Source organism: Aquabacterium humicola (genome assembly GCF_030167915.1).
GTDB classification, from domain to species: Bacteria; Pseudomonadota; Gammaproteobacteria; order Burkholderiales; family Burkholderiaceae_C; genus Pseudaquabacterium; species Pseudaquabacterium humicola.
This window is the reverse complement of sequence record NZ_JARGNB010000004.1, coordinates 13,835-37,852: the sequence shown is the minus strand read 5'-3', so window position 1 is coordinate 37,852 and position 24,018 is coordinate 13,835. Positions and strand designations below refer to the sequence as shown.

The 24,018-nt window shown below is 71.8% G+C and carries 22 protein-coding genes; 15 read left to right on the top strand and 7 right to left on the bottom strand.

What is annotated here, in order from left to right; genetic code table 11:
- From P1K89_RS19065 to P1K89_RS19055, 3 genes are read left to right on the top strand one after another with little or no spacing between them, the layout of a single operon-like run.
- A complete protein-coding gene (locus tag P1K89_RS19065; protein WP_284618082.1) occupies window positions 1–1,572 on the top strand; it encodes a polyamine aminopropyltransferase in 1,572 nt (523 codons plus the stop codon).
- Entirely contained in the window at window positions 1,569–3,176 is a 1,608-nt protein-coding gene (locus tag P1K89_RS19060; protein WP_350081676.1) for an FAD-dependent oxidoreductase, read from the top strand. Before P1K89_RS19065 ends, P1K89_RS19060 begins: the two co-directional genes overlap by 4 nt.
- A gap of 39 nt (window positions 3,177–3,215) precedes the next feature.
- Entirely contained in the window at window positions 3,216–4,199 is a 984-nt protein-coding gene (locus tag P1K89_RS19055; RefSeq protein WP_284618081.1) for a potassium channel beta subunit family protein, read from the top strand.
- A gap of 19 nt (window positions 4,200–4,218) precedes the next feature.
- On the opposite strand, the gene P1K89_RS19050 is transcribed toward P1K89_RS19055, so the two are convergent.
- Window positions 4,219–5,130: a helix-turn-helix transcriptional regulator gene (locus P1K89_RS19050; RefSeq protein ID WP_284618080.1), complete on the bottom strand. Its 912-nt coding sequence runs from the start codon at window positions 5,128–5,130 to the stop codon at window positions 4,219–4,221.
- 103 nt (window positions 5,131–5,233) lie between these two features.
- Here P1K89_RS19050 and P1K89_RS19045 point away from each other — a divergent pair, with 103 nt between their 5' ends.
- On the top strand, window positions 5,234–6,154 hold the full coding sequence (locus tag P1K89_RS19045) for a DMT family transporter (protein ID WP_284618079.1): 921 nt from the start codon (window positions 5,234–5,236) through the stop codon (window positions 6,152–6,154).
- Here P1K89_RS19045 and P1K89_RS19040 read toward each other — a convergent pair.
- The gene (locus P1K89_RS19040) at window positions 6,084–6,791 is read right to left on the bottom strand and encodes a nucleotidyltransferase family protein (RefSeq protein WP_284618078.1); all 708 of its coding nucleotides are present in this window, start codon (window positions 6,789–6,791) and stop codon (window positions 6,084–6,086) included. The genes P1K89_RS19045 and P1K89_RS19040 overlap by 71 nt on opposite strands.
- Window positions 6,791–7,105 carry an S-adenosylmethionine decarboxylase family protein gene (locus P1K89_RS19035; protein WP_439898008.1) on the bottom strand — a complete coding sequence of 105 codons (315 nt, stop codon included), beginning with the start codon at window positions 7,103–7,105 and terminating at the stop codon, window positions 6,791–6,793. Before P1K89_RS19035 ends, P1K89_RS19040 begins: the two co-directional genes overlap by 1 nt.
- A 147-nt stretch (window positions 7,106–7,252) precedes the next feature.
- On the opposite strand from P1K89_RS19035, the gene tkt reads away from it, so the two are divergent.
- The 4 genes from tkt (at window position 7,253) to P1K89_RS19015 (ending at window position 13,258) form a co-directional block, all read left to right on the top strand.
- Complete coding sequence (gene tkt / locus P1K89_RS19030; protein ID WP_284618076.1) at window positions 7,253–9,337, top strand: transketolase; 2,085 nt, start codon at window positions 7,253–7,255, stop codon at window positions 9,335–9,337.
- A 92-nt stretch (window positions 9,338–9,429) separates the two neighbouring features.
- Window positions 9,430–10,431 (top strand): type I glyceraldehyde-3-phosphate dehydrogenase, encoded by a 1,002-nt coding sequence (gene gap / locus P1K89_RS19025; RefSeq protein ID WP_284618075.1) that lies wholly within the window; start codon window positions 9,430–9,432, stop codon window positions 10,429–10,431.
- Window positions 10,432–10,538: 107 nt separating this feature from the next.
- Window positions 10,539–11,099 carry a hypothetical protein gene (locus tag P1K89_RS19020; protein ID WP_284618074.1) on the top strand — a complete coding sequence of 187 codons (561 nt, stop codon included), beginning with the start codon at window positions 10,539–10,541 and terminating at the stop codon, window positions 11,097–11,099.
- Window positions 11,100–11,269: 170 nt separating this feature from the next.
- Entirely contained in the window at window positions 11,270–13,258 is a 1,989-nt protein-coding gene (locus P1K89_RS19015) for a S8 family serine peptidase (protein WP_284618073.1), read from the top strand.
- A 27-nt stretch (window positions 13,259–13,285) separates the two neighbouring features.
- Here the strand turns inward: P1K89_RS19015 and P1K89_RS19010 are convergent, their stop codons facing one another.
- From P1K89_RS19010 to P1K89_RS19000, 3 genes are read right to left on the bottom strand one after another with little or no spacing between them, the layout of a single operon-like run.
- Complete coding sequence (locus tag P1K89_RS19010) at window positions 13,286–14,122, bottom strand: SPOR domain-containing protein (protein WP_284618072.1); 837 nt, start codon at window positions 14,120–14,122, stop codon at window positions 13,286–13,288.
- Window positions 14,116–15,021 (bottom strand): biotin--[acetyl-CoA-carboxylase] ligase, encoded by a 906-nt coding sequence (locus tag P1K89_RS19005; RefSeq protein WP_284618071.1) that lies wholly within the window; start codon window positions 15,019–15,021, stop codon window positions 14,116–14,118. Before P1K89_RS19005 ends, P1K89_RS19010 begins: the two co-directional genes overlap by 7 nt.
- Window positions 15,022–15,044: 23 nt before the next feature.
- Complete coding sequence (locus P1K89_RS19000) at window positions 15,045–15,665, bottom strand: SET domain-containing protein (RefSeq protein WP_439898015.1); 621 nt, start codon at window positions 15,663–15,665, stop codon at window positions 15,045–15,047.
- A 108-nt stretch (window positions 15,666–15,773) separates the two neighbouring features.
- Between P1K89_RS19000 and P1K89_RS18995 the strand changes: the two genes are divergently transcribed.
- Together P1K89_RS18995 and P1K89_RS18990 are read left to right on the top strand one after the other, a co-directional pair.
- Window positions 15,774–18,362 carry a DNA topoisomerase III gene (locus P1K89_RS18995; protein ID WP_284618070.1) on the top strand — a complete coding sequence of 863 codons (2,589 nt, stop codon included), beginning with the start codon at window positions 15,774–15,776 and terminating at the stop codon, window positions 18,360–18,362.
- Between the two features lie 16 nt (window positions 18,363–18,378).
- Complete coding sequence (locus tag P1K89_RS18990) at window positions 18,379–18,681, top strand: DUF167 domain-containing protein (RefSeq protein WP_284618069.1); 303 nt, start codon at window positions 18,379–18,381, stop codon at window positions 18,679–18,681.
- Window positions 18,682–18,700: 19 nt separating this feature from the next.
- Here the strand turns inward: P1K89_RS18990 and P1K89_RS18985 are convergent, their stop codons facing one another.
- Window positions 18,701–19,375 (bottom strand): type IV pili methyl-accepting chemotaxis transducer N-terminal domain-containing protein, encoded by a 675-nt coding sequence (locus P1K89_RS18985; protein WP_284618068.1) that lies wholly within the window; start codon window positions 19,373–19,375, stop codon window positions 18,701–18,703.
- Between the two features lie 88 nt (window positions 19,376–19,463).
- On the opposite strand from P1K89_RS18985, the gene P1K89_RS18980 reads away from it, so the two are divergent.
- From P1K89_RS18980 to P1K89_RS18960, 5 genes are read left to right on the top strand one after another with little or no spacing between them, the layout of a single operon-like run.
- On the top strand, window positions 19,464–20,477 hold the full coding sequence (locus P1K89_RS18980) for an AEC family transporter (RefSeq protein WP_284618067.1): 1,014 nt from the start codon (window positions 19,464–19,466) through the stop codon (window positions 20,475–20,477).
- Window positions 20,478–20,535: 58 nt separating this feature from the next.
- On the top strand, window positions 20,536–21,411 hold the full coding sequence (locus P1K89_RS18975; protein ID WP_284618066.1) for a GNAT family N-acetyltransferase: 876 nt from the start codon (window positions 20,536–20,538) through the stop codon (window positions 21,409–21,411).
- A 58-nt stretch (window positions 21,412–21,469) separates the two neighbouring features.
- Window positions 21,470–22,747 carry a glutamate-5-semialdehyde dehydrogenase gene (locus P1K89_RS18970; RefSeq protein ID WP_284618065.1) on the top strand — a complete coding sequence of 426 codons (1,278 nt, stop codon included), beginning with the start codon at window positions 21,470–21,472 and terminating at the stop codon, window positions 22,745–22,747.
- Window positions 22,744–23,472, top strand: coding sequence for a 7-cyano-7-deazaguanine synthase QueC (queC, locus tag P1K89_RS18965; RefSeq protein WP_284618064.1), 729 nt, complete (start codon window positions 22,744–22,746; stop codon window positions 23,470–23,472). Before P1K89_RS18970 ends, queC begins: the two co-directional genes overlap by 4 nt.
- Entirely contained in the window at window positions 23,469–24,014 is a 546-nt protein-coding gene (locus P1K89_RS18960) for a LemA family protein (RefSeq protein ID WP_284618063.1), read from the top strand. Before queC ends, P1K89_RS18960 begins: the two co-directional genes overlap by 4 nt.
- Window positions 24,015–24,018: the final 4 nt, after the last annotated feature.

Sequence of the window (24,018 nt, the reverse complement as noted above, 5' to 3'; positions counted from 1 at the left end):
GTGAGCCTTCCTGCCACCGCCACCGCCGCACCCCGCATCGCCCCGGGCGAGCTCGCGCTGCTGGCCTCGGTCTTCGTCGTCGCCGCCTGCGGCCTGGTCTACGAGCTCGCCGCCGGTGCGCTGGCGAGCTACCTGCTCGGCGACTCGGTGCTGCAGTTCTCCACCGTCATCGGCAGTTATCTGTTCGCGATGGGCGTCGGCTCGTGGCTGTCGAAGCATGTCGAGCACCAGCTGGTCGCGCAGTTCCTGCGCATCGAGCTGCTGGTGGGCCTGATCGGCGGGCTGATGCCGGCGGCGCTGTTCGCCGCGCACAGCCTGCTGCCCGCGGGCCATGCGCTGCCGTTCCGCCTGCTGCTGTACGGGCTGGTGCTGGTGGTCGGCATCCTGGTCGGGCTGGAGATCCCGCTGGTGATGCGCATCCTCAAGCGCCACTTCGCCGAACGCTACGCGCTGAAGGAGCTGGTGTCGCAGGTGCTGACCTTCGACTACCTGGGCGCGCTGGCGGTGTCGGTGGCCTTCCCGCTGCTGCTGGTGCCGCACCTGGGGCTGGTGCGCACCGGCGTCTTCTTCGGGCTGCTGAACGCGGCGGTCGCGGTGTGGGCGCTGTGGCTGTTTCGCGCCGAGCTGCGCACCTTGCGCGCGCATGCGCTGGCCTGCGCCTTCGTGGTGACCGCGCTGCTGGTCGCCTTCGCCTTCGCCGACCGCATGACCAGCTGGGCCGAGGACCGCTTCTACGGCGACCGCGTCGTGCTGCGGGAATCCAGCCCCTACCAGCGCATCGTCGTCACCTCCGGGCCGGCCGGCGTGCGGCTCTTCCTCAACGGCAACCTGCAGTTCCACTCGCGCGACGAGTACCGCTACCACGAGGCGCTGGTGCATCCGGCGATGGCCGCGCACGGCGCCCCGAAGCGCGTGCTGGTGCTCGGCGGCGGCGACGGCATGGCCGTGCGCGAGGTGCTGAAGTACCCAGGCGTCGAACGCGTGACGCTGGTCGAGCTGGACCCGCACATGACGCGGCTCTTCGCCGAGTTGCCGATGCTGCGCGCACTGAACGCCGATGCACTGCGCTCCCCCAAGCTCACCATCGTCAACACCGATGCCTTCGGCTGGCTGGAGCAGCATCGCGACATGTTCGACGTCATCGTCGTCGACTTCCCCGACCCCAGCAACTTCTCGCTCGGCAAGCTGTATTCGACGAGCTTCTACGAGCGGCTCGACCAGCACCTGGCCGCCGGCGGCTACGCGGTGGTGCAGACCACCTCGCCGCTGATCGCGCGCAAGAGCTTCTGGACCGTCGCGGCGACGATCGAAGCCGTCGGCCTGACCGCCACGCCATACCACGCGCACGTGCCGAGCTTCGGCGAGTGGGGCTTCATCCTCGCCAGCCGCCGCCCGTGGCGCGTGCCCGAGGCGCTGCCGCCGGGCCTGCGCTTCCTGGGGCCCGACACCGCCTGGCCCGCGCTGTTCCATTTCCCGCCCGACATGGCGCGCGTGCCGGTCGAGCCGAACCGGCTGTCGAACCAGACGCTGGTGCACACCTTCGAGGCGGAGTGGGGCAAGGTGCACGAGTGATCGGGCTGCGGCGGCGCGGCCTGCTGGCGGCCGCTGGCGCGGGTGCGCTGGCGGCGTGTTCGCCGCGGCCCCCGGGCCCTCAGGCGATCGCCGGCGCGCAGTGGCACGGCGTCTCGCACGCCCGCGGCCACCGCCTGCGCGAGGCCCGCCACAACGGCCTGCCGCCGGCGGCCATCACGCGCCGCACCGACGTGCTGGTGATCGGCGCCGGCATCGCCGGCCTTGCCGCCGCACGGGCCCTGCAATCCGAAGGCATCGCCGACATCGCACTGCTGGAGCTGGAAGACACGGCCGGCGGCAACAGCCGCGGCCACACGCTCGGCGCGCAGCGCTGCCCGCTCGGTGCGCACTACCTGCCGGTGCCGGGCGACGCCGCGCCCGAGGTGCGCGGCTGGCTGGCCGAGATCGGCCTGATGCGCCACCAGGCCGGGCGCTGGATCGCCGACGAACGCCACCTCGCGCACAGCCCGCAGGAGCGCCTGTTCATCGACGGCGCGTGGCACGACGGCCTGCTGCCGCCGGCCGAGCCGGGCTCGGCGACGCTGGCGCAGTACCGCGGCTTCGCGCAGCGCGTGGCCGCCGCGCAGCGGCTGGGCTTCGCGATGCCGACGCAGCGCGCCCCGTGGACGCCCGAGCATGCGGCGCTCGACGCGCTGACCTTCGACGCCTGGCTCGCGCGCGAAGGCCTGGCCGATCGGCGCCTGCGCTGGTACCTGGACTACGCCTGCCGCGACGACTTCGGCGCCGGCCTCGGCGAGGTCTCGGCGTGGGCGGGGCTGCACTACTTCGCGAGCCGCCACGGCTTCAGCGCGCCGGGGGAAGGGGACGGCGAACGCGATGCCGTCTTCACCTGGCCCGAAGGCAATGCCTGGCTTGCCGAACGCCTGGCCGCGCCGCTCGGCGAGCGGCTGCAGCCGGCGCGCACGGTGCTGCAGGTGAGCGAGACGCGCGAGGGCGTGCTCGTGCGCGCCTTCGACGAACGCGCGCAGCGCCATGAGGCCTGGGCTGCGCGCGCGGTGCTGCTGTGCGTGCCGCTGTTCGTCGCCGCGCGGCTGCTCGACGCACCGCCCGACGCGCTGCGCGAGGTGCTCACGCGCCAGGCCCATGCGCCCTGGCTGGTGGCCAACCTGCAGCTGAACGCGCCGCTGCTCGACCGCCTGATCGGCGCGCCGCCGGCCTGGGACAACGTGCGCTACGGCAGCGCGTCGCTCGGTTATGTCGATGCCGGCCACCAGCGCCTGGACCCGTCGCCGCAGCCGACGGTGATCACGCTGTACTGGGCGCTGCCGCGGGCGCAGCGCGGCGCGCTGCTCGAAGAGGCCGCGCCCGCGTGGGCGCAGCGCGTGGTCGACGAGTTGCGGCCGCTGCATCCGGACCTGCCCGACAAGCTCGAGCGCATCGTGCTGACCCGCTACGGCCATGCGATGAGCATCCCGGTGCCGGGCCTGCGCTCGTCGCCGGCGCTCGCCGCGCTGGCGCAGGCCAGCGGCCGCGTGCGCTTCGCGCATGCCGACCTGTCGGCCTATTCGGTGTTCGAAGAAGCCTTCACCCATGGCGACGGTGCGGGAACGAAGCTCGCGCGCTGGCTGCGCGCGGCCGCCTGATACGCTGCCGCCCCTTCCCACCCTTCACCCTCCACACACATGCGATACCGCCGCCTCGGCCGCTCCGGCCTGCGTGTGAGCGAGCTCTCGCTCGGCTCCTGGGTCACGTACCACAACCAGGTCGACGTCGACGCCGCGGTCGAGATGCTCGCCGCCGCGCTGGATGCCGGCATCAACTTCTTCGACAACGCCGAGGCCTATGCCGCCGGCCGCAGCGAGGAGGTGATGGGCGCCGCGCTGAAGCGCCTCGCTAAGCCGCGCCTGAACTACATCGTGTCGACCAAGTTCTTCTGGGGGCTGGACCGCCAGGGCGACGCGGTCAACCGCAAGGACACGCTCAACCGCAAGTACCTGATGCAGGCGATCGACGGCTCGCTGCAGCGCTTCGGCCTCGAGCACATCGACCTCGTCTACTGCCACCGCCCCGATCCGCACACGCCGATCGAGGAGACGGTGTGGGCGATGAGCGACATGATCACGCGCGGCAAGGCGCTCTACTGGGGCACCAGCGAGTGGTCGGCCGCCGACATCCGCGCCGCGTGGGAGATCGCCGAGCGCCACCACCTGCACAAGCCGGTGATGGAGCAGCCGCAGTACCACCTGTTCCACCGCAAGAAGGTCGAGCAGGAGTACGCACGGCTCTACGAGGACATCGGCCTGGGCCTGACGACCTGGAGCCCGCTGGCCTCGGGCCTCTTGACCGGCAAGTACAAGGACGGCATCCCGGCCGGCACGCGCGGCGCGATGGAGACCATGGGCTTCCTGCGCGAGCAGCTGACCGACGCGGCGAAGAACGCCGCGGTGCAGCAGCTGGCCGGCATCGCCGCCGAGCTCGGCGCGACGCCCGCGCAGCTGGCGATCGCCTGGGTGACGAAGAACCCGCGCGTCTCGACGGTGATCACCGGCGCGTCGAAGCCGGCGCAGCTGCAGGACAACCTCGGCGCGCTGGCGATCGCCGACAAGCTGACGCCCGAGGTGCTGCAGCGCATCGATGCGATCGCGCTGCCGCTGGTCGCGCCGTAGACCGCCGCCCCCGCGCGTCCTACACCGCCACGCGGCGCATCACCGCCCGGTGCTGCGCCGCGCTGCCCAGGCCCGCGCGCTTGAGCGCCGTGTTCAGGTGGCTCAGGTGCGCGTAGCCGGCGGCCTCGGCCACCTGCGGCAGCGGCAGCCGGCCCGCGCCCAGCAGCGCGCGCGCCTTCGCCAGCCGCCGCTGCATCACCCAGGCGTGCGGGCTCTGGCCGAAGCTGGCCTTGAACATGCGCAGGAAGTGATAACTCGACAGGCACGCGGCCGCGGCCAGTTCGTCGAGCGACGGTGACGCGCCGGCCGGCGCGGCTTCGATGCAGTCCAGCACGCGCCGGCGTGCGGCCGCCGACAGGCCGCCGCGCACGGCCGTGCCCGTCACCGGCCGCTGCGAATCGCCGTGCGCCTGCAGCAGCCGGGCCTGCATCTGCAGCGTCAGCTCCTGAAGCGCGAGGCCGGCGTCGGTGTGCGTCCAGTCGAGCGCGACGATGCGCCGGCCCAGGGCGGCCAGCACCTCGTCGTCGAACCAGATGCGGTCGCGCAGGCTCGCCAGCCGCGGATCGCGGTCGAACCACTGCTCGGCGGCCAGCGCCAGCGGCAAGGTCGGCAGGTACAGGTGCAGCAGCTGCAGCGTGCCGTGCACCTGCCAGCGCGACTGGTGCCCCGCCGGCATGCAGCACAGGCTGCCGGGCGCGCCGCGCGCCTGCGGCTGCTCGAGGCAGCGCACCTGCTCGCCGCCGTCCAGGTACAGCGACAGCGTGTGATGGCCGGGCTGCGCGTAGGCGGTCTCGGTGTCGGCATTGCGCCAGTGCACCAGCCAGGCGTTCGAATCACCCCCGAGCGCGACCGTGCGCAGCGGCGTCGCGCGCGAGCGCAGCAGCTCGCGGCAGACGGCGAACTCGGCGGCGGGCGGGGCAGGGGAGGACATCGGCGCGAGCTTACGCGTGCGGGCCGCGCGCGTGCCGCGCCTGCCGCACAAAACCGCAAGATCCTGCGATCCGACCTGGGCGGTGCGCCGCAGACTTCCGCGCATGACCACCACCGCCGGCCTCTACCTCGCCACCGTGCTGATCTGGGGCACCACCTGGATCGCCCTGAAGCTGCAGTTGGGTGTCGTGCCGGTCGCCTGGTCGATCGCCTGGCGCTTCGCGCTCGCGGCGGCGGTGCTGCTCGCCTGGCTGGCCTGGCGGCGCGAGGCCAAGGCGCCGCCGCGCAGCGCCTGGCCGCTGCTGCTGGCGCAGGGCCTGTGCCTCTTCTGCGTCAACTTCCTGTGCTTCCTGCACGCCAGCCGCTTCATCGCCAGCGGCCTGGTGGCGGTGTGCTTCTCGACCGCGCCGCTGTGGAATGCGCTGAACGGGCGGCTGTTCCAGGGCCAGCCCTTGAAGCCGCGGGTGCTGCTGGGCGCGCTGTTCGGGCTGGCCGGCCTGGCGCTGCTGTTCGGCACCGAGCTCTTCACCGGGCTGGGCGCGCGGGACACGCTGGTCGGCCTGGCGCTGGCGCTCGCCGGCACCTGCAGCTTCTCGCTCGGCAACCTGCTGTCCGGCGCGCTGCAGCGCCAGGGCCTGAAGCCGCTGCAGACCAACGCCTGGGCCATGCTCGCCGGCACCACGCTGGTCACGGCCTACGCGCTGGCCAGCGGCCAGCCGCCGGCCTTCGATGCCTCGTTCACCTACGTCGCCGCGTGGCTGTACCTCGCGATTCCCGGCTCGGTGATCGGCTTCACCGCGTACCTCACCCTCGTCGGCCGCCTCGGCGCGGACCGCGCGGCCTACTGCACGGTGCTGTTCCCGGTCGTCGCGCTGAACGTCTCGGCGTGGGTCGAGGGCTACCGCTGGACGGCCGGCGGCCTGGCCGGGCTCGGGCTGGTGGCGGCCGGCAACGTCATCGTGTTCTGGCGTCGTTCAGCGCCGCCAGCTGCGCCGGCGTCCCGAGGTTGTGCCACGGCCCGCTGAGCATCCGACCCGCCAGCCGGCCGGCCGTGGCGGCGTCGAACAGGAACTGGTTCAGCTTGGCATGCGCGCCGGGCGTCACCGATTCGACGAGCCGCCGGCGGACCAGCGCGATATTGGCGTAAGTGAGCGGCCGCGGGCCGCCCTCGCGATGCACGCGGTCGCCTTCCAGGCGGAAGTCGCCGGCGGCGTTGAAGTCAGGGTTCGGCACCAGCCAGATCAGCGCGTCGTCGGTGCCCGCGGCGAAGTCGGCTGCCAGCGCCGCATCGAAGACGAAGTCCGGGATCACGATGTCGCCGGAGACCACCCAGAAGCACTCGCCCAGCAGCGGCAGCGCCTTCGCGATGCCGCCGGCGGTCTCCAGCGCGCCGCCGTGGTCGCGGCCTTCCATCGAGTAGGTGATCGACGTCAGGCCGAAGCGCGTGCCGTCGCCCAGCGCGGCGGGGAACTGGTCTTCCAGCCACGCGCTGTTGATCACCACGTCGCGCACGCCGTCGCGCGCCAGCGCGTCCAGGTGCCACTCGATCATCGGCTTGCCGTGCACCGGCAGCAGCGGCTTGGGCGTGACGTCGGTCAGCGGCCGCATGCGCTCGCCGCGGCCGGCGGCGAGCACCAGCGCCTTCAGGTTCGCCGCGGCCATCAGGCGCGGCCCCGCTCGATGCGCTGGCGCTGCGTGGTGTCGGCCGCGAAGGCCTGCTCCAGCCGCTGCAGCAGCGCGTCGGCCCGGTGCGAGTTGTCGGCGCCGAAGTTGCAGACGTAGACGTCCAGCGTCACCGCGGCCAGCTCCGGCCAGGTGTGCACCGCGAGGTGCGACTCGGCGAGCAGCACGACGCCGGTGATGCCGCTGCCGCCGGCCGTCGGATCGAAACGATGGAAGAGCTCGCCGACCGGCGTCAGCCCGACCGCGCGCACGGCATCGACGCACAGCGTGCGCAGCGCGGCCGTGTCGGTCATCACGGGAAGCGCCGGGGAACAGCCCCGGAGGTCGGCGGTGAGGTGCAGGCCCTGCATGGGCGCGGATTATCGAGCCGCTAAAATCCGCGTTTCCCCCAGGTTCCACCCCCTCCCCCCATCGTTCGCCAACGAGCGGTGCCTCCACGCATGTCCTCGACCCTCAGCCAAGACACCTCCAAGGACACGACCCTCATGGCCAACGCGATCCGCGCGCTGGCGATGGACGCCGTGCAGCAGGCCAATTCCGGCCACCCCGGCGCGCCGATGGGCATGGCGGACATCGCCGTCGCGCTGTGGGGCCGGCACCTGAAGCACAACCCGGCGAATCCGCACTGGCCCGACCGCGACCGCTTCGTGCTGTCGAACGGCCATGGCTCGATGCTGATCTACGCGCTGCTGCACCTCACCGGCTACGACCTCGCGTTGTCCGAGCTGCGCAACTTCCGCCAGCTGCACAGCAAGACGCCGGGCCATCCGGAAGTCGGCATCACGCCGGGCGTCGAGACCACCACCGGCCCGCTCGGCCAGGGCATCACCAACGCGGTCGGCATGGCGCTGGCCGAGAAGTTGCTGGCAGCGGAATTCAACCGTCCCGGCCATGCGATCGTCGACCACCACACCTACGTGTTCCTGGGCGACGGCTGCCTGATGGAAGGCATCAGCCACGAAGCCTGCGCGCTGGCCGGCGCGTGGAAGCTGAACAAGCTGGTCGCGATCTACGACGACAACGGCATCTCGATCGACGGTCCCGTCGCGCCCTGGTACATCGACGACGCCGGCAAGCGCTTCGAGGCCTACGGCTGGGACGTCATCGGCCCGGTCGACGGCCACGACGTCGAGGCGATGGACCGTGCGATCGCCCGCGCGAAGCAATCGGCCTTGAAGCCGACGCTGGTCATCGCCAAGACGACGATCGGCAAGGGCTCGCCGAACCGCGCCGGCAGCGCCAAGGCGCACGGCGAGGCGCTGGGCGTCGACGAATGCAAGCTCACGCGCGATGCCCTGGGCTGGACGCACGAGCCCTTCGTGATCCCCGAGACGGCCTACGAGCTGTGGGACGCCAAGGCCGCCGGCGAAGAAGCCGAGACCGCGTGGGCCGCGCGCTTCGCGACCTACAAGGCCGCGCATCCGGAGCTGGCTGCCGAATTCGCGCGCCGCGTCGCGGGCGAGCTGCCGGCGAACTTCGCGCAGACCGTGGTCGATGCCGCCGTCGGCGCGCATGCCGCGGCGCAGACCGTGGCCTCGCGCAAGGCCAGCCAGCTGGCGCTGGAAGCCTTCACGAAGGCGCTGCCCGAGATGCTCGGCGGCTCGGCCGACCTGACCGGCTCGAACCTCACCAACACCTCGTCGACGCCGCCGCTGCGCTTCGATGCCGACGGCCAGCCCACCGTCGATGCCAACGGCCGCCTCGGCCGCCACATCAACTACGGCGTGCGCGAGTTCGGCATGGCCGCGATCATGAACGGCGTCGCGCTGCACGGTGGCCACATCCCCTACGGCGGCACCTTCCTGACCTTCAGCGACTACAGCCGCAATGCGATCCGCATGGCCGCGCTGATGAAAACGCGCGTGATCCACGTCTTCACGCACGATTCGATCGGCCTCGGCGAGGACGGCCCGACGCACCAGAGCGTCGAGCACGCGTCGGCGCTGCGCCTGATCCCGGGGCTGGACGTCTGGCGCCCGGCCGACACCGCCGAAACCGTCGTCGCCTGGGGCTGCGCGCTGCAGACGAAGAACCGCCCGTCGGCGCTGCTGCTGTCGCGCCAGAACCTGCCGTATGCCCCCAAGGCGACGTCAGGCGCCGCTCCCGATGCCAGCGGCCTCGACGCCATCGCCCGCGGCGCCTACGTGCTCGCCGAGCCGGCCGAGGTCGGACTGAAGCAGAAGGCGCGCGCGGTGATCATCGCCACCGGCTCCGAAGTGCAGCTGGCGCTGCATGCGCAGGCCGAGCTGGCGCAGGTCGGCATCCCGGTGCGCGTGGTGTCGATGCCCTCGACGACGGTGTTCGACCGCCAGGCGGTGGCCTACAAGCGCAGCGTGCTGCCCGACGGCCTGCCGCGCATCGCGGTCGAGGCCGGCGTCACCGACTACTGGTGGAAGTACGGCTGCGCCGCGGTGGTCGGCATCGACACCTACGGCGAAAGCGCGCCGGCGCCGGCGCTGTTCAAGCACTTCCACCTCACCGCGGAGAACGTCGCGGCGACGGTGCGCCGCGTGCTCGGGCGCTGATCTGCGGCAAGCAACGCCCTGAAGACCTCGACTTCGTTCCGTCGCGGTAACCGCCACCGGCCACAATTTCGCACTCACCCCTGGAGAGACAGATGACCCTCAAGATCGGCATCAACGGTTTCGGCCGCATCGGCCGCATGGTGTTCCGCGCCGCGGTGCAGAACTTTTCCGACATCGAGGTCGTCGGCATCAACGACCTGCTGGAGCCGGACTACCTGGCCTACATGCTGAAGTACGACAGCGTGCACGGCCGCTTCAAGGGGGACGTGGCGGTCGACGGCCATACGCTGATCGTCAACGGCAAGAAGATCCGCCTGACCGCGGTAAAGGACCCGGCCGAGCTGAAGTGGGGCGAGGTCGGCGCCGAGGTGGTGGTCGAGTCGACCGGCCTCTTCCTGACCAAGGAAACCGCGCAGAAGCACATCGACGCCGGCGCCAAGAAGGTCATCATGAGCGCGCCGTCGAAGGACGACACGCCGATGTTCGTCTTCGGCGTCAACGACAAGACCTACGCCGGCCAGGCGATCATCTCGAACGCCTCGTGCACGACGAACTGCCTGGCGCCGGTCGCCAAGGTGCTGAACGACGCCTTCGGCATCAAGCGCGGCCTGATGACCACCGTGCACGCCGCCACCGCGACGCAGAAGACCGTCGACGGCCCGAGCAACAAGGACTGGCGCGGCGGCCGCGGCATCCTCGAGAACATCATCCCGTCGTCGACCGGCGCCGCGAAGGCCGTCGGTGTCGTGATCCCCGAGCTGAACAAGAAGCTCACCGGCATGTCCTTCCGCGTGCCGACCTCGGACGTCTCGGTGATCGACCTGACCGCCGAGCTGGCCAAGGAAGCCAGCTGGGACGACATCTGCAATGCGATGAAGGCGGCGGCCGCCGGCCCGATGAAGGGCGTGCTGGCCTACACCGAGGACAAGGTCGTCGCCACCGACTTCCGCGGCGAACCCTGCACCAGCGTCTTCGACGCCGAGGCGGGCATCGCGCTCGACAAGACCTTCGTCAAGGTCATCGCGTGGTACGACAACGAGTGGGGCTACTCGAACAAGGTGCTGGAGATGGCCCGCGTGATCGCGGCGCGCTGATCGAGCACTTTTTGGCCTGACACGGCGGCGCGTTGCGCTGTCGCACGGGGTGGCGAGCGGACTCTGGCTAGAGTCCCGCCACCCCGATTTCATGAGGACGTACAAGGATGAGCCAGACCCCGATCCTGTCCCGCGCGCCGCTGGCCGTGCTGTTCGCGGCCGTGCTCGCGGCGGGTTGCGTGACGACCGGCAGCAAGAGCGACTCGGCCAGCGCGCCCGCGCCCGCGCCGGCCCCGGCGGCCACCACCGCGAAGGCGCCCGCACCCGCACCGGCGCCCGCCACCAAGAGCAAGGCCGGCCTGAACGACCGCGGCGAAGTGGTCGATTCGTCGAAGGTCGAAGCCGGCAGCGGCCAGCAGGTCAAGGGCCTGGGCGGCTGGGAAGGCGAGATCACCGGCAAGCCGGCGCCGGGCAGCAAGTTCACGAAGCTGCAGATCGGCATGTCGATGCGCCAGGCGATCGACCTCGCCGGCCAGCCGACCGACCAGGGCGCCTACGTCACCGGCAAGGCCTGGATCCCGTTCTACTTCGGCAGCGACCGGCACCGCTACGAGATGGTGTTCAAGAACCAGGGCCGGCTGATCTTCGCCGGCGGCTCGCTCGGCGACTACACCGGCGGCAACCTGATCTGGATCATCCACAACCCGAAGGAAGGCGGCTATCGCTGACCGGCGGCGCCGGCAGGGGCCGTCCGTGCGGTACGGCACGCCTTGCCGGCCGGGACGCGGCGGCGTTGCGCTTCTTCACCGGGGCTTTACCGCGTTGACCTAGCATCGCGCACACCGTTCACTCGCCGGGCCGCCGTGGCGGCCCGCGTCCTCTTGCGATGAAGCTTCGCTTGCCCCGACCCTTGCTGCTGCTGCCGGCCCTCCTGGCGGCGCTGGTGTCCGTGACCGCCGCCCCGGCGACCGAACCGGGCCCGCGCGGGCGGCGCGAGGCAACGTCGGCCGACGTCGAGGACGCGTCCAACGCCCGCGTCATCGTCAAGTACCGCGCCGACGCCACGTTGATGCGCGCGCTGTCCGCCCCCTCGGCCCCCTCGGACACCTCGGCCGGCACGTCGACGGCGGTGCGCCCGCGGCATGCTGCCGCGCTGTCGCGGCGCCTGTCGGTGCCGCTGGACGACGGACCGGAGCTCGGTGCGCGCATGCAGGCGATGCGCGGCCGCGGGCTGTCGTCGTTGCAGCTGGCGGCCCGCCTGGCCGCGCAGCCGGAGGTCGAGTGGGCCGTGCCGGACCAGCGCCGCCGCCTGCTGGCCGTGCCGAACGACCCCTATTTCGGCGCCAACCAGACCTCGATCACACCGGCCGTGGGCCAGTGGTACCTGCGCGCGCCGACATCCACCGCGGTGTCGGCGGTGAACGCGGTTGCCGCGTGGGACATCACCACCGGCTCGGCAAACCTGGTGGTCGCGGTGCTCGACACCGGCGTGCGCTACGACCATCCCGACCTCGCCGGCAAGCTGCTGCCGGGCTACGACTTCATCGCCGATACCGACACCGCCAACGACGGCAACGGCCGCGATGCCGACGCCAACGATCCGGGCGACTGGACACCGGCCGGCGAGTGCGATGCGGGCGATCCGGCCTTCTCGAGCAGCTGGCACGGCACGCAGGTGGCCGGCTTGATCGGCGCAGCCACCGACAACGGCCAGGGCATCGCGGGCACCGGCTGGAACGTCAAGGTGCTGCCGGTGCGCGTGCTCGGGCGCTGCGGCGGCTACGACAGCGACATCCTTGCCGGCATGCGCTGGGCCGCCGGCCTGTCGACCGACCCGGTGGCCAATGCCAATCCGGCGCGCGTGCTGAACATGAGCCTCGGCTCGGCGGGCAGCTGCCCGGCGTCCTACCGCGACACCATCGCCGAGCTCAACGCGGCCGGCGTGGCCGTGGTGGTGGCCGGCGGCAACGACACCGGCATCGCGGTCAGCACGCCCGCGAACTGCGCCGGCGCGATCGCGGTCGCCGGCATCCGCCACGCCGGCACCAAGGTCGGTTATTCGAACGTCGGGCCGCAGATGAGCATCGCCGCCCCGGCGGGCAACTGCGTCAACCTGTCCGGCGCCTGCCTGTACCCGCTGCTGACCACGAGCAACAGCGGCAGCACCAGCCCGGCGTCGAACATCTACAGCGACAGCTTCAACTACTCGGTCGGCACCAGTTTCGCGGCGCCCATCGTCGCCGGCACGGTTGGGCTGATGATGTCGCTGGACCCGACGCTGACGCCCGCGCGCGCCAAGGCGACGCTGCAGGCCACCGCGCGGCCGTTCCCGACGACCGGCGCGGATGCCACCGTCACCGCCTGCCATGCGCCGAACGGCACCGAGCAGATCGAGTGTTATTGCACCACCACCACCTGCGGCGCCGGCATGCTCGACGCCGGGGCCGCGGTGGCCAAGGTGCAGGCCGACGGCGCGCCGGCCCCGACGGTGCGCATCGGCGTCTCGAACGCCACGCCGACCGCCGGCACCAACGTGACGCTGAACAGCACCGGCACCACCGCCGGCACCGGCCGCACGATCGCGCGCTACCAGTGGACGATCACATCGGGCGCCAGCATCGCCGTCTTCACCGGCTCGACCAGCGAGGCGGGCGCGATCCTGTCGACCACCGGCGCCGGCACGGTCACCGTGCAGCTGACGGTCACCGACAGCGCCGGTGCCAGCAGCGCGGCGCTGACGACGATCATCGTCTCCGCGCCGGCGACCCCGTCGACCGGCGGCGGTGGCGGGGGCGGTGGCGGTGGGGCGCTCGGATTCGGCTGGCTCGCGGGGCTGGCGGCGGCGCTGGCGCTGCTGCACCTGCCGGCGCGGCGCGCCCGCGGCTGAGGCCCCGGGCGCCCAGGCCCGGTCACGTCAGGAAGACGCTGCGCGCGAGGCGGGCGGCGTCGCTGCGCGCGGCGCGGCAGCGGACGGTGGCATGCGGGCCGCGGCCGGCCCCGGAGCCGCCGAGGCGGCTGACGAGGCCGGCGCCGCGGCGACCGCCGCGCTGCAGGCCACAAAGCCGTTGAGGCCCGGGCCCAGCTTCAGCGCCGCGAGCTTGTCGCGCAGCGCCGGATCCACCGACGGCAGCCGCAGCGTCACCGCCGGCGTCGGCGGCACCATCGTGATGACGCGCGCGGTGCGCAGCCCGCGCTGAGACAGCCGGCCGAGCTCGGCTTCGGCGGCGGCCTTGTCGTCGAAGCGCGCGATCACCAGCCCCGGCATCAGCTCGGGCGCGTTCTTCATCGGCTGCGCGTCGATGCGCAGGCGCTTCAGTTCCTCGATCTTGCGGTCCTGCGTCTCGTCGTCGGCGTAGCGGCCCATGTAGATCAGGAAGCTGCCCTTGCGCTCGCTGGCCACCGTCTGCCAGCCGCCTTCGGCGATGCCGGCCTGCACCAGCAGCTTCCCGGCCGCGGCGACAGCCGCCGGCGCGAGCGGGCCGGCCTCGAGGCAGACGCCGGTGGGTGCCGCCGCACTGGCCGCCGCCGCGGCGTCGCTGGCCGCCTGGGCACGGGCTTCGGCGGCCATCGCGGCGCTGGCCGCGGCCGGCTTCAGCAGCGTGACCCGCTCGGCATTGACCTGGCGCTGCAGCCGCTCGGGCTCGCGCTGCGCATCGCCGCGGCGTGCGCCGACGCCGTCGAAGGCTCCTTGGGACCAGGCGAGGACGAGGGCATTGGCCAGCAGCAGGAGCAGCACCAGCGCCCTCAGCATGCGGGCGCCTCCGGTCCGGGTGCCGCGCCGCCGCCCTCAGGCGCCAGCCGCACGCTGATCACTTCGCCGCTGGACAGGCGCTGGCGCGTGCCGCCGACCTGCAGCAGCAGCGCGCCGTCGGCGTCGATGCCCTCGGCCACGCCTTCGGGCACCTCGGCGAAGTTGGTGAACACCGGCCTGCCAAGCAGCGCATCGCGCCGCGCGTAGGCCGGATGCAGCGGCGCGAAGCCGGTGCGTTCGAACTCGACCAGCGTGCGCACCAGCGGTTCGGCCACCAGCGCCAGCGCCGCCGGCGCGTCGATCTCCGGCCGGAATTCCTGCAGGCAGGCATAACCCCAGCTGAGGTCCTTCAAGGCCTGCGGCTGGATGTTCAGCCCGATGCCGATCACCGCCATGCGGCGCCGGCCGACCGGCACGGTCTCGATCAGGATGCCGCCGAGCTTGCGCCCCGGGCCGTCGCCTTCGAGCAGCAGCAGGTCGTTCGGCCATTTCAGGCCGATGCGCGGCGCCTGGCCCGGTTCGAGCGGGTCGAGCGCGTCGGCCACCGCGACGCCGACCGCCAGCGACAGCCCGGCCCAGTCCGGCGGCTCGAGCGGCAGCGACAGCGAGAAGGTCAGCGACGCACCGGGCGTCGAGTACCACGGCTTGCCCTGGCGGCCGCGGCCGCGGGTCTGCGCTTCGGCCACCAGCAGGCAGGGCTGCGTGTCGCCGGAACGGCGGCCGTGCGTCTGGGCCGACGCGGCCTCGTCGTGCGCGCCGGCGCGGCGGGCGCGTTCGAGCAACTGCGTATTCGTCGAGTCGATGCGCGCGACCATCTCCACCGACAGCCCGGGCAGCAGCGGGCTCAGCCGCTGCCACAGCGCCTCGGCGCCCCAGTGCAGGTGGTGGGTGTCCGACATGTCGCGAACCAAAGCGGATGCGCTCAGCCGAGCTTCTGTCGCTTCGGGGCGAGCATCGTGCCACGGCAACGCGCGCTGCCGCAATGGCAGGCGAACTGGCGCTTCAGCGCCGGCGTGTAGCGCTCGTCGATCACCAGCCCATAGTCGTAGAACAGCTCTTCGCCGGGCTTGATGTTGCGCAGCGCCTTGATGAACACGCGCTCGCCGTCGTCGTCGGCCTCGCAGTTCGGCGCGCAGGCATGGTTGATCCAGCGCGCCGCGTTGCCGCCGTATTTCGCATCGATGACCCGGTCTTCGTCGATGTGGAAATAGAAGGTGTGGTTGGGGTCGCTCGGATCGTGCGGATGGCGGCGCAGCGCCTCGGGCCAGGTGATGATCTCGCCGGTGTACTCGATCACCGTCTCGCCCTTCTTCAGGGGCCGCCGCGCGAATACGCCCTTGCCGTGCACGCCGCTCTTGCGCACCTGGATGCGGCGGCCGCCGGCCGGGGCGTCGGCCTCGGCCGCGTGCCCGCTGCCCTTGCCCGCGGCCTGCCGGGCCGATCCCGTGGTGGGCTTGCCGGCGGGCTTTGCGCTGGGCTTTGCGCCGGGCTTTCCGGCGGGCTTTCCGGTCTTGGGGGCGGCGGCTTGCGTGCTCGGCTTCATTCGGTAAAGTGAATTCATGGGCGCGCGCACGTGTACGTGTGTACAGGCGTGCGCGCGCGAAGACACGGATTGTAGGCAGACCGCCTTTCCAGACCTTTCCCCGGATCCATGAGCAAGACCCTGATCATTGCCGAGAAGCCCAGCGTTGCGCAGGACATCGTGCGTGCGCTGACGCCCGTCACCGGCAAGTTCGAGAAACACGCCGAGCACTTCGAGAACGAGACCTATGTCGTCACCAGCGCGGTCGGCCACCTCGTCGAGATCAAGGCGCCGGAGGAGTACGACGTCAAGCGCGGCAAGTGGAGCTTCGCGCACCTGCCGGTGGTGCCGCCGCACTTCGACCTGGCGCCGATCGACAAGGCCAAGACGCGGCTCAACGCGGTGGTCAAGCTGGTCAAGCGCAAGGACGTCACCGCGCTGATCAACGCCTGCGACGCGGGCCGCGAGGGCGAGCTGATCTTCCGGCTGATCGTGCAGTACGCCGATGGGGGCAAGACGCCGCTGAACAAGCCGGTGAAGCGGCTGTGGCTGCAGAGCATGACGCCGCAGGCGATCCGCGAAGGCTTCGAGCAGCTGCGCAGCGACGAACAGATGCTGGGCCTGGCCGACGCGGCGCGCAGCCGCTCGGAGGCCGACTGGCTGGTGGGCATCAACGGCACGCGCGCGATGACGGCGTTCAATTCGCGCGACGGCGGCTTCTTCCTGACCACCGTCGGCCGCGTGCAGACGCCCACCCTGTCGATCGTCGTCGAGCGCGAGGAGAAGATCCGCAAGCACGTCGCGCGAGACTACTGGGAGATCAAGGCCGGCTTCGCCTGCGCCGCCGGCGAGTACGAAGGCAAGTGGTTCGACCCGAAGTTCAAGAAGTCCGACGATCCCGATGCGCGTTCCGACCGGCTGTGGGACGAGAAGACGGCCAACCAGATTGCCGACGCGGTGCTGGGCAAGACCGGCACGGTCAGCGAGGAATCCAAGCCCAGCAACCAGTCGAGCCCCGGGCTGTACGACCTGACCACGCTGCAGCGCGAGGCCAACGGCCGCTTCGGCTTCTCGGCGAAGACCACGCTGTCGCTGGCGCAGGCCCTGTACGAGAAGCACAAGGTGCTGACCTACCCGCGGACCGACTCGCGCGCGCTGCCCGAGGACTACGTCGGCGTCGTGAAGAAGACCTTCGAGATGATCGCCGGCGAGGACCTGCCCGGCCCGTTGCGCGAACTGGCGCAGCATGCCGCGAAGGGCCTGAAGGAAGGCTACGTCAAGCCGATCAAGCGCGTGTTCGACAACAGCAAGGTGTCGGACCACTTCGCGATCATCCCGACGCTGCAGCCGCCCAAGAGCTTGACCGAGGCCGAGGCCAAGCTCTATGACATGGTCGTCAAGCGCTTCCTCGCGGTGTTCTTCCCGCCCGCCGAGTTCCTGGTCACCACGCGCATCACGACCGTCGCCGAGCACCAGTTCCAGACCAACGGCAAGGTGCTGGTGAACCCGGGCTGGCTGGCGGTCTACGGCAAGGAGGCGCAGGACGAGGACGCCAACCTCGTGCCGGTGCAGCCGAACGAATCCGTGGCCAACGAGCACATCAGCGTCAATGCGCTGAAGACCAAGCCGCCGGCGCGCTACAACGAAGGCACGCTGCTGAGCGCGATGGAAGGCGCCGGCAAGCTGATCGACGACGACGAGCTGCGTGCCGCGATGCACGAGAAGGGCCTGGGCACGCCGGCGACGCGCGCGGCGATCATCGAAGGCCTGATCATGGAAAAGTACATGCTGCGCGAGGGCCGCGACCTGATCCCCACCGCCAAGGCCTTCCAGCTGATGACCCTGCTGCGCGGCCTCGACGTCGAGGACCTGACCAAGCCCGAGCTCACCGGCAACTGGGAATACCAGCTCGCCGAGATGGAGCACGGCCGGCTGTCGCGCGACGCCTTCATGAAGGAGATCGCGAAGATGGCCGAGCGCATCGTGCGCAAGGCCAAGGAGTACGACCGCGACACGATTCCCGGCGACTACGCGACCTTGAAGGTGCCGTGCCCGCAGTGCGGCGGCGTCGTCAAGGAGAACTACCGCCGCTTCACCTGTACCGGCAGCGACGGCGCGAGCGAAGGCTGCGGCTTCTCGATCACCAAGATCCCCGGCGCGCGCAGCTTCGAGCTGCACGAGGTCGAGACCTTCCTGCGCGACAAGAAGATCGGCCCGCTCGAGGGCTTCCGCTCGAAGGCCGGCTGGCCGTTCACCGCCGAGCTGCGCCTGGTCTACGACGAGGAGATCGCCAACTGGAAGCTCGAGTTCGACTTCGGCGAGGACCAGAAGAACGCCGAGGGCGACGGCGAGCCCGTGGACTTCAGCGGCCAGCCCTCGCTGGGCGCCTGCCCGAAGTGCAAGGGCCACGTGCACGAGTACGGCGCGAACTACGTCTGCGAGCACGCGGTCGGCGCGCACGTGACCTGCGACTTCAAGACCGGCAAGATCATCCTGACGCAGCCGATCGCGCACGAGCAGGTGAGCAAGCTGCTCGCCACCGGCAAGACCGACCTGCTCGACGGCTTCGTCTCCAACCGCACCAAGCGCAAGTTCAAGGCCTTCCTGGTCTGGGACCCGAAGGAAGGCAAGGTCGGCTTCGAGTTCGAGCCGCGCGGCGCGAAGGTTCCGGCCGCGAAGAAGACCGCGGCGGCGAAGAAGGCGGTGGCGGCGAAGTGACCGCCGCCTCCTGAGCATGGCCTCGCCCGTGCAGCCGCGCGGCGAGACGAGCTGCGTGCTCGACGTCAGCGTGGTGCCGAACGCCAAGCGCACCGAGGTCGACGGCCTGCACGACGGCGCGCTGCGCGTGCGCCTGGCGGCGCCGCCCGTCGACGGCAAGGCCAACGCGCGGCTGCGCGACTGGCTCGCGGACGAGCTCGGCTGCCCGAAGCGCGCGCTGACGCTGCTGCGCGGCGAGACCGCGCGGCGCAAGCAGCTGCAGATCGACCTGCCGGCGGCGGCCGTCGATGCCTGGGTGGCCGCGCAACTCGCGCGTTAGCTCGACCCCGCTCGCCTGATCACCGCATCGCCTCCCGGCTCAGGGCCTCGATCTCGGCGCTGACCTCGACCAGCCGTGCCGCGACCACGCCGAACTCGCGCCCGGCGTCGCCCGCGCGTGCGGCGACGATGCGCGCGTTCAGCGCGACGAAGTGGGCCTCGCCGGCGATGCGCTCGATGCGCCCGATCAGCCCGGCCTGGTGCGCCTGCGCCTGCGCGGCCGCGTCGCGCGCGAGCGTCTCGTACAGCTGCGTCAGCCGGTTCAGCAGCGCCAGCACCGGTGTCGCCAGCGCGACCAGCCGGCCCATCGCGGGGCGCGCGAGCGCCGGATCGGTGCGCAGCGCCTCGGCGGCGAGCGTGGCGAAGTCTCGCACCGCGGCATCGACGCTGGGGCTGCCGGCGCCGGCCGAACAGGCGGCCAGCGCCAGGCGTAGCGGCGCGGGCGGCGGCGGCAGCCCGTCGCCGCCGTGGGTCAGCCGCTGGTGGGCGGCGTTGAACTGCTGCAACGCATCCTTGGCGGCGATGCGCGCGGTGGCGTCGCCGCGGTCGGCCAGCAGCGTCATCAGCACGATGCGTTGCGACAGCATGCGCTGCCGTCCGGCCAGGTTGATCAGCGCCGACCATTGCTCGGGCGCCACCGCCGGCGCGACGCCGTCCCTGGCCGTCGCGGGCGGGGCCGTGGCTGCGCTGCCCATGGTCTGCTCCTGAAGCCTGTGCCGGCGAAGCCTCGCAAGCCCCGTGCCGGCCGGGGCGGCCGCAAATGCGGGCATCATCCACCAGCCTATGTCGCTGCTCGTCTTCCACAAGCTGCTGGCGATCTTCGTCACCGTCGCGCTCGGCTGGATCGCCGGGCGCCTGCGCTGGCTGGGCGAGGGAACACCCGGCAGCGACCCGGCGCGCACGCTGGCCAACGCGGCCTTCTACATCTTCGTGCCGGCGCTGCTGTTCCGCACCACCGCGCGGCTCGACCCGTCGCAGATGCCGTGGGCCTCGATCGTCGCGTTCTTCGTGCCGGTGGTGTTGATGCTGCTGGCGGTCTACGGCGTGCTGCGCTGGCGGGTGCGCGGCCAGCCGGCGGGCGACGACCTCGCGGCCCACGAGCGGGCGGTGGCCTCACCGTCGACCCGCGCGATCGCCGCCACCTTCGGCAACTCGCTGCAGGTCGGCGTGCCGTTGGCCGCGGGCCTGTTCGGCGAAAAGGGCCTGGCGATCCACATCGCGTTGATCAGCCTGCATGCGCTGATCCTGCTGTCGGTGCTGACCGCGCTGGTCGAGATGGACCTGGCCCGCGCACGGGCCCGCCACGAGGCCACTGCCGGCCTGCTGAAGACCTTGCGCGCGACGGTGCGCAACACGCTGATCCACCCGGTGGTGCTGCCGGTGCTCGCCGGACTGGCCTGGAACGCCACCGACTGGCCGCTGCCGGGGCCGCTGGACGAGACGCTGGCGCTGCTGGGCACCGCGGTGGCGCCGATGTGCCTGGTGCTCATCGGGCTGTCGCTGGCGTACGGCGGCATCGGCAACCGGTTCAAGGGCGCGATGGCCATCAGCCTGCTGAAGCTCATCGCGCTGCCGGCGCTGGTGCTGGCCGTCGCCAAGGGCGGCTTCGGCCTCGCCGGCCTGCCGCTGCAGGTCGTCGTGATGATGGCCGCGCTGCCCACCGGCAGCAACGCGCTGATCTTCGCGCAGCGCTACCGCTCGCAGGAGGCCGAGGCGACGACGACGATCGTCGTCTCGACCTTCAGTTTCGTGTTCACTGCACCGCTGTGGCTGATGGTGCTGGGAGCCCTTGCATGAGCGCGCCCGGCCGTTCCGAAGCGCTCATCCCGGAGCGCGCAGCGCGGAGGGTTTGGAAATGACGGATCTGTACGACCTGCGCGCCGCGGACGCCATCGACGGCGAAGCGCTGCGCGAGGCCTTCAATGCCGCCTTCGCCGACTACCTGATCGGCCCGATGACGGTGACGCCCGACAGCTGGCCGCTGCTGCTGGCTCGCCAGGGCGCGCAGCTGGCCGCCAGCCGCGTGGTGGTCGATCGCGACGGCCGCGTGCTGGCCTTCGCGCTGATCGCGCCGATCGGCGCGGGCCGAAGCCGGCTCGCGACGATGGGTGCGCGGCCCGACGCGCGCGGCGGCGGGCACGCGCCGCGGCTGCTCGACCGGGTGGTGGCCGAAGCCGAAGCGCGCGGCGAACGCACGATGGAGCTGGAAGTCTTCGCGCGCAACGAACGCGCGCTGGCGCTGTACCGCTCGCGGGGGTTCGAGCCGGTGGCCGAGCTGCACGGCTACACCCGGCTGCCGGGGGCGGCCGGCGCCCCGGTGGAGGACCGCATCGACGAGTTCGGCCTGGCCGACGCGGTGGCCTGGCTCGAACACGGCGGCATCGAGGGCCTGCCGTTCCAGCAGACCGCGCCGTCGATCGCCGCGCTGAACGGGCCAGGCAGGGGCCCGCTGAAGGCCTGGCGCTGCGCCGGCGCGCAGGTGATCTTCAGCGATGCCGACCCGCAGCGCGTGACGCTGCAGGCGCTGGTCGATGCCGACGTGCGCCAGCACGGCGCCCGCCAGCTCGCGCGGGCGCTGGCAGCGCACTACCCGCAGGCGACCCTGCGCATGCCGCAGCTGCTGCGGCCCGACCGCGGCGGCGATGCGCTGGCCGGCGAGGGCTGGCAAACCGAGCCGCTGCACCAGCTGCTGCTGCGGCGAACGCTGGTGCCCAAGCGCGCCGCGGGGTGATCTGGGAAAATCCGCCGCATGCAACACCATGGTTTTGGCGGGCGGGACGAGGGCTGACATGACGAACGACATTCCCGCCTACATGGCCCACGTGGGCACCGCGGCCCGTGCCGCGGCCACCCGCATGGCCGCCGCGCCCACCGCGGCGAAGAACACCGCGCTGCGCGCGCTGGCGCGCCGGCTGCGCGAAGCGGTCGAGCCGCTGCAGGCCGCGAACGCGCTGGACCTCGGCGCCGCGCGCGCCAACGGCCTGGCCGAGCCGATGGTCGACCGCCTGAAGTTGAAGCCGGCGGTCATCGAGACGGTGGCCGAAGGCTGCGAGCAGATCGCCGCGATGCCGGACCCGATCGGCGAGATCACCGGCGTCAAGCGCCGGCCCTCGGGCATCAGCGTCGGCCAGATGCGCGTGCCGCTGGGCGTGTTCGGCATGATCTACGAGAGCCGGCCGAACGTGACGATCGAAGCCGCCTCGCTGGCGATCAAGAGCGGCAATGCCTGCATCCTGCGCGGCGGTTCCGAGGCGCTGCAGAGCAACCTCGCGCTGTGGAAGCTGGTGCAGGCCGCGCTGCTCGAAGCCGGGCTGCCCGCCGAGGCCGTGCAGCTGGTCGAGACCACCGATCGCGCGGCGGTTGGCCGGCTGATCGCGATGCCCGAGTACGTCGACGTCATCATCCCGCGCGGCGGCAAGGGCCTGATCGAGCGCATCAGTGCCGAGGCGCGCGTGCCGGTGATCAAGCACCTCGACGGCAACTGCCACGTGTTCGTCGATGCCGAGGTCGACCTCGAGCTCGCGGTCACGGTGACCGACAACGCGAAGACGCAGAAGTACAGCCCCTGCAACGCCGCCGAGTCGCTGCTGGTGCATGCGGCGCAGGCGGCAGCGTTCCTGCCGCGCATCGGCGAGCGCTTCGCGGCCAAGGGCGTCGAGATGCGCTGCTGCCCGCGTGCGAAGGCGGTGCTGGCCGCGGTGCCCGGCGCGACAGTGGTCGACGCCACCGAGACCGACTGGTCGACCGAGTACCTCGCGCCCATCATCAGCATCAAGGTGGTCGATTCGCTCGACGAGGCGATCGCGCACGTCAACCGGTACGGTTCCCACCACACCGACGCGATCCTGACGACCAACCATCCGAACGCGATGCGCTTCCTGCGCGAGGTCGACTCGGCCAGCGTGATGGTCAATGCCAGCACGCGCTTCGCCGACGGCTTCGAGTACGGCCTGGGCGCGGAGATCGGCATCAGCACCGACAAGTTCCACGCCCGCGGGCCGGTCGGCCTGGAGGGGCTGACGTCGATGAAGTGGATCGTGCTGGGCCAGGGCGAGGTCCGCACTTGACGTCGGCGCCGTCCGCGCAAGACCCGCGCACGGCGATCGTGCTGTTCTCCGGCGGGCAGGACTCCACCGCCTGCCTCGCCTGGGCGCTCGAGCGCTATGCGCGCGTCGAGACCGTCGGCTTCGACTACGGCCAGCGCCACCGCATCGAGCTGAAGTGCCGCACGCGCGTGCGTGCCGAGATGGCCGCGTCCTTCCCGCATTGGGCCGAGCGCCTGGGCGACGACCATCTGTTGAACATGGCGCTGCTGGGGCAGATCTCGGACACCGCGCTGACCGACCAGCGCGCGATCGAGCTGCAGGCGGACGGCCTGCCGAACACCTTCGTGCCCGGCCGCAACCTGCTGTTCCTGACCTTCGCCGCGGCGCTGGCCTATCGGCGCGGCGGATCGGTGCTGGTCGGCGGCATGTGCGAGACCGACTACTCCGGCTACCCCGACTGCCGCGACAACACGATGAAGGCGACGCAGGTCGCGCTGTCGCTCGGGTTGGCCACGCCGATGACCATCGAGACGCCGCTGATGTGGCTGGACAAGGCCCGCACCTGGGCACTGACCGAGGCGCTCGGCGGCGCCGCGCTCACCGAGATCGTGATCGCGCACACCCACACCTGCTACCTCGGCGTGCGCGGCCAGCGCCACGACTGGGGCCACGGCTGCGGCACCTGCCCGGCGTGCCGGCTGCGCGCGGACGGGTACACGGCGTGGCGGCGGGAGCTGGGCGGATGAGCGCGATGCCGTGGTGGGCCTGGGTCGCCCTCGGGCTGCTGTTCTTCTGGATGCTGGGCGCGCACAACCGCGTCGTCTCGCTGCGCACCGCGATGATCCAGGCCTGGACGCAGTGCGACGGCGTGCTGCAGGCGCGCCTGCAGGCGCTGGCCGCGTTGCGCGCGGCGGTGGAACCGCGGCTGGCCGCGGAACAGGCGGCGCTCGACGCGGTGGCCGGCGCCCATGCACAGCTGGCCGCCGCGGCGGACGCGATGCGCCCGCGCCCGACCGACGAAGCGGGCCCCGCGGCGCTGGCCCGCGCCGAGGCCGCGCTGGCGCCGGCGCTGGTGCGGCTGGCCGCGCTGATCGAGCAGCATGCCGACTGGCGCCACGAAGAGGCGGTCGCGAAGCCGCAGCAGGTGCTCAAGGAGCTCGCCCCGCGCTGGCAGTTCGCGCGCCAGATGTTCAACGACGCCGCGGCGGCCTACAACGCGGCGATCGACCAGTTCCCGACCCGGCTGCTGAAGCGGCTGTTCCGCTTCCGCCGCGCCGGCAGTTTCTGAGCGA

Coding starts and splice junctions, on each gene's coding strand:
- P1K89_RS19055 (WP_284618081.1), top strand. CDS start 3,216: ATGCGATACCGCCGCCTCGGCCGCTCCGGCCTGCGTGTGAGCGAGCTC.
- P1K89_RS19050 (WP_284618080.1), bottom strand. CDS start 5,130: ATGTCCTCCCCTGCCCCGCCCGCCGCCGAGTTCGCCGTCTGCCGCGAG.
- P1K89_RS19045 (WP_284618079.1), top strand. CDS start 5,234: ATGACCACCACCGCCGGCCTCTACCTCGCCACCGTGCTGATCTGGGGC.
- P1K89_RS19040 (WP_284618078.1), bottom strand. CDS start 6,791: ATGGCCGCGGCGAACCTGAAGGCGCTGGTGCTCGCCGCCGGCCGCGGC.
- P1K89_RS19035 (WP_439898008.1), bottom strand. CDS start 7,105: ATGACCGACACGGCCGCGCTGCGCACGCTGTGCGTCGATGCCGTGCGC.
- tkt (WP_284618076.1), top strand. CDS start 7,253: ATGTCCTCGACCCTCAGCCAAGACACCTCCAAGGACACGACCCTCATG.
- gap (WP_284618075.1), top strand. CDS start 9,430: ATGACCCTCAAGATCGGCATCAACGGTTTCGGCCGCATCGGCCGCATG.
- P1K89_RS19020 (WP_284618074.1), top strand. CDS start 10,539: ATGAGCCAGACCCCGATCCTGTCCCGCGCGCCGCTGGCCGTGCTGTTC.
- P1K89_RS19010 (WP_284618072.1), bottom strand. CDS start 14,122: ATGCTGAGGGCGCTGGTGCTGCTCCTGCTGCTGGCCAATGCCCTCGTC.
- P1K89_RS19005 (WP_284618071.1), bottom strand. CDS start 15,021: ATGTCGGACACCCACCACCTGCACTGGGGCGCCGAGGCGCTGTGGCAG.
- P1K89_RS19000 (WP_439898015.1), bottom strand. CDS start 15,665: ATGAAGCCGAGCACGCAAGCCGCCGCCCCCAAGACCGGAAAGCCCGCC.
- P1K89_RS18995 (WP_284618070.1), top strand. CDS start 15,774: ATGAGCAAGACCCTGATCATTGCCGAGAAGCCCAGCGTTGCGCAGGAC.
- P1K89_RS18990 (WP_284618069.1), top strand. CDS start 18,379: ATGGCCTCGCCCGTGCAGCCGCGCGGCGAGACGAGCTGCGTGCTCGAC.
- P1K89_RS18985 (WP_284618068.1), bottom strand. CDS start 19,375: ATGGGCAGCGCAGCCACGGCCCCGCCCGCGACGGCCAGGGACGGCGTC.
- P1K89_RS18980 (WP_284618067.1), top strand. CDS start 19,464: ATGTCGCTGCTCGTCTTCCACAAGCTGCTGGCGATCTTCGTCACCGTC.
- P1K89_RS18975 (WP_284618066.1), top strand. CDS start 20,536: ATGACGGATCTGTACGACCTGCGCGCCGCGGACGCCATCGACGGCGAA.
- P1K89_RS18970 (WP_284618065.1), top strand. CDS start 21,470: ATGACGAACGACATTCCCGCCTACATGGCCCACGTGGGCACCGCGGCC.
- P1K89_RS18960 (WP_284618063.1), top strand. CDS start 23,469: ATGAGCGCGATGCCGTGGTGGGCCTGGGTCGCCCTCGGGCTGCTGTTC.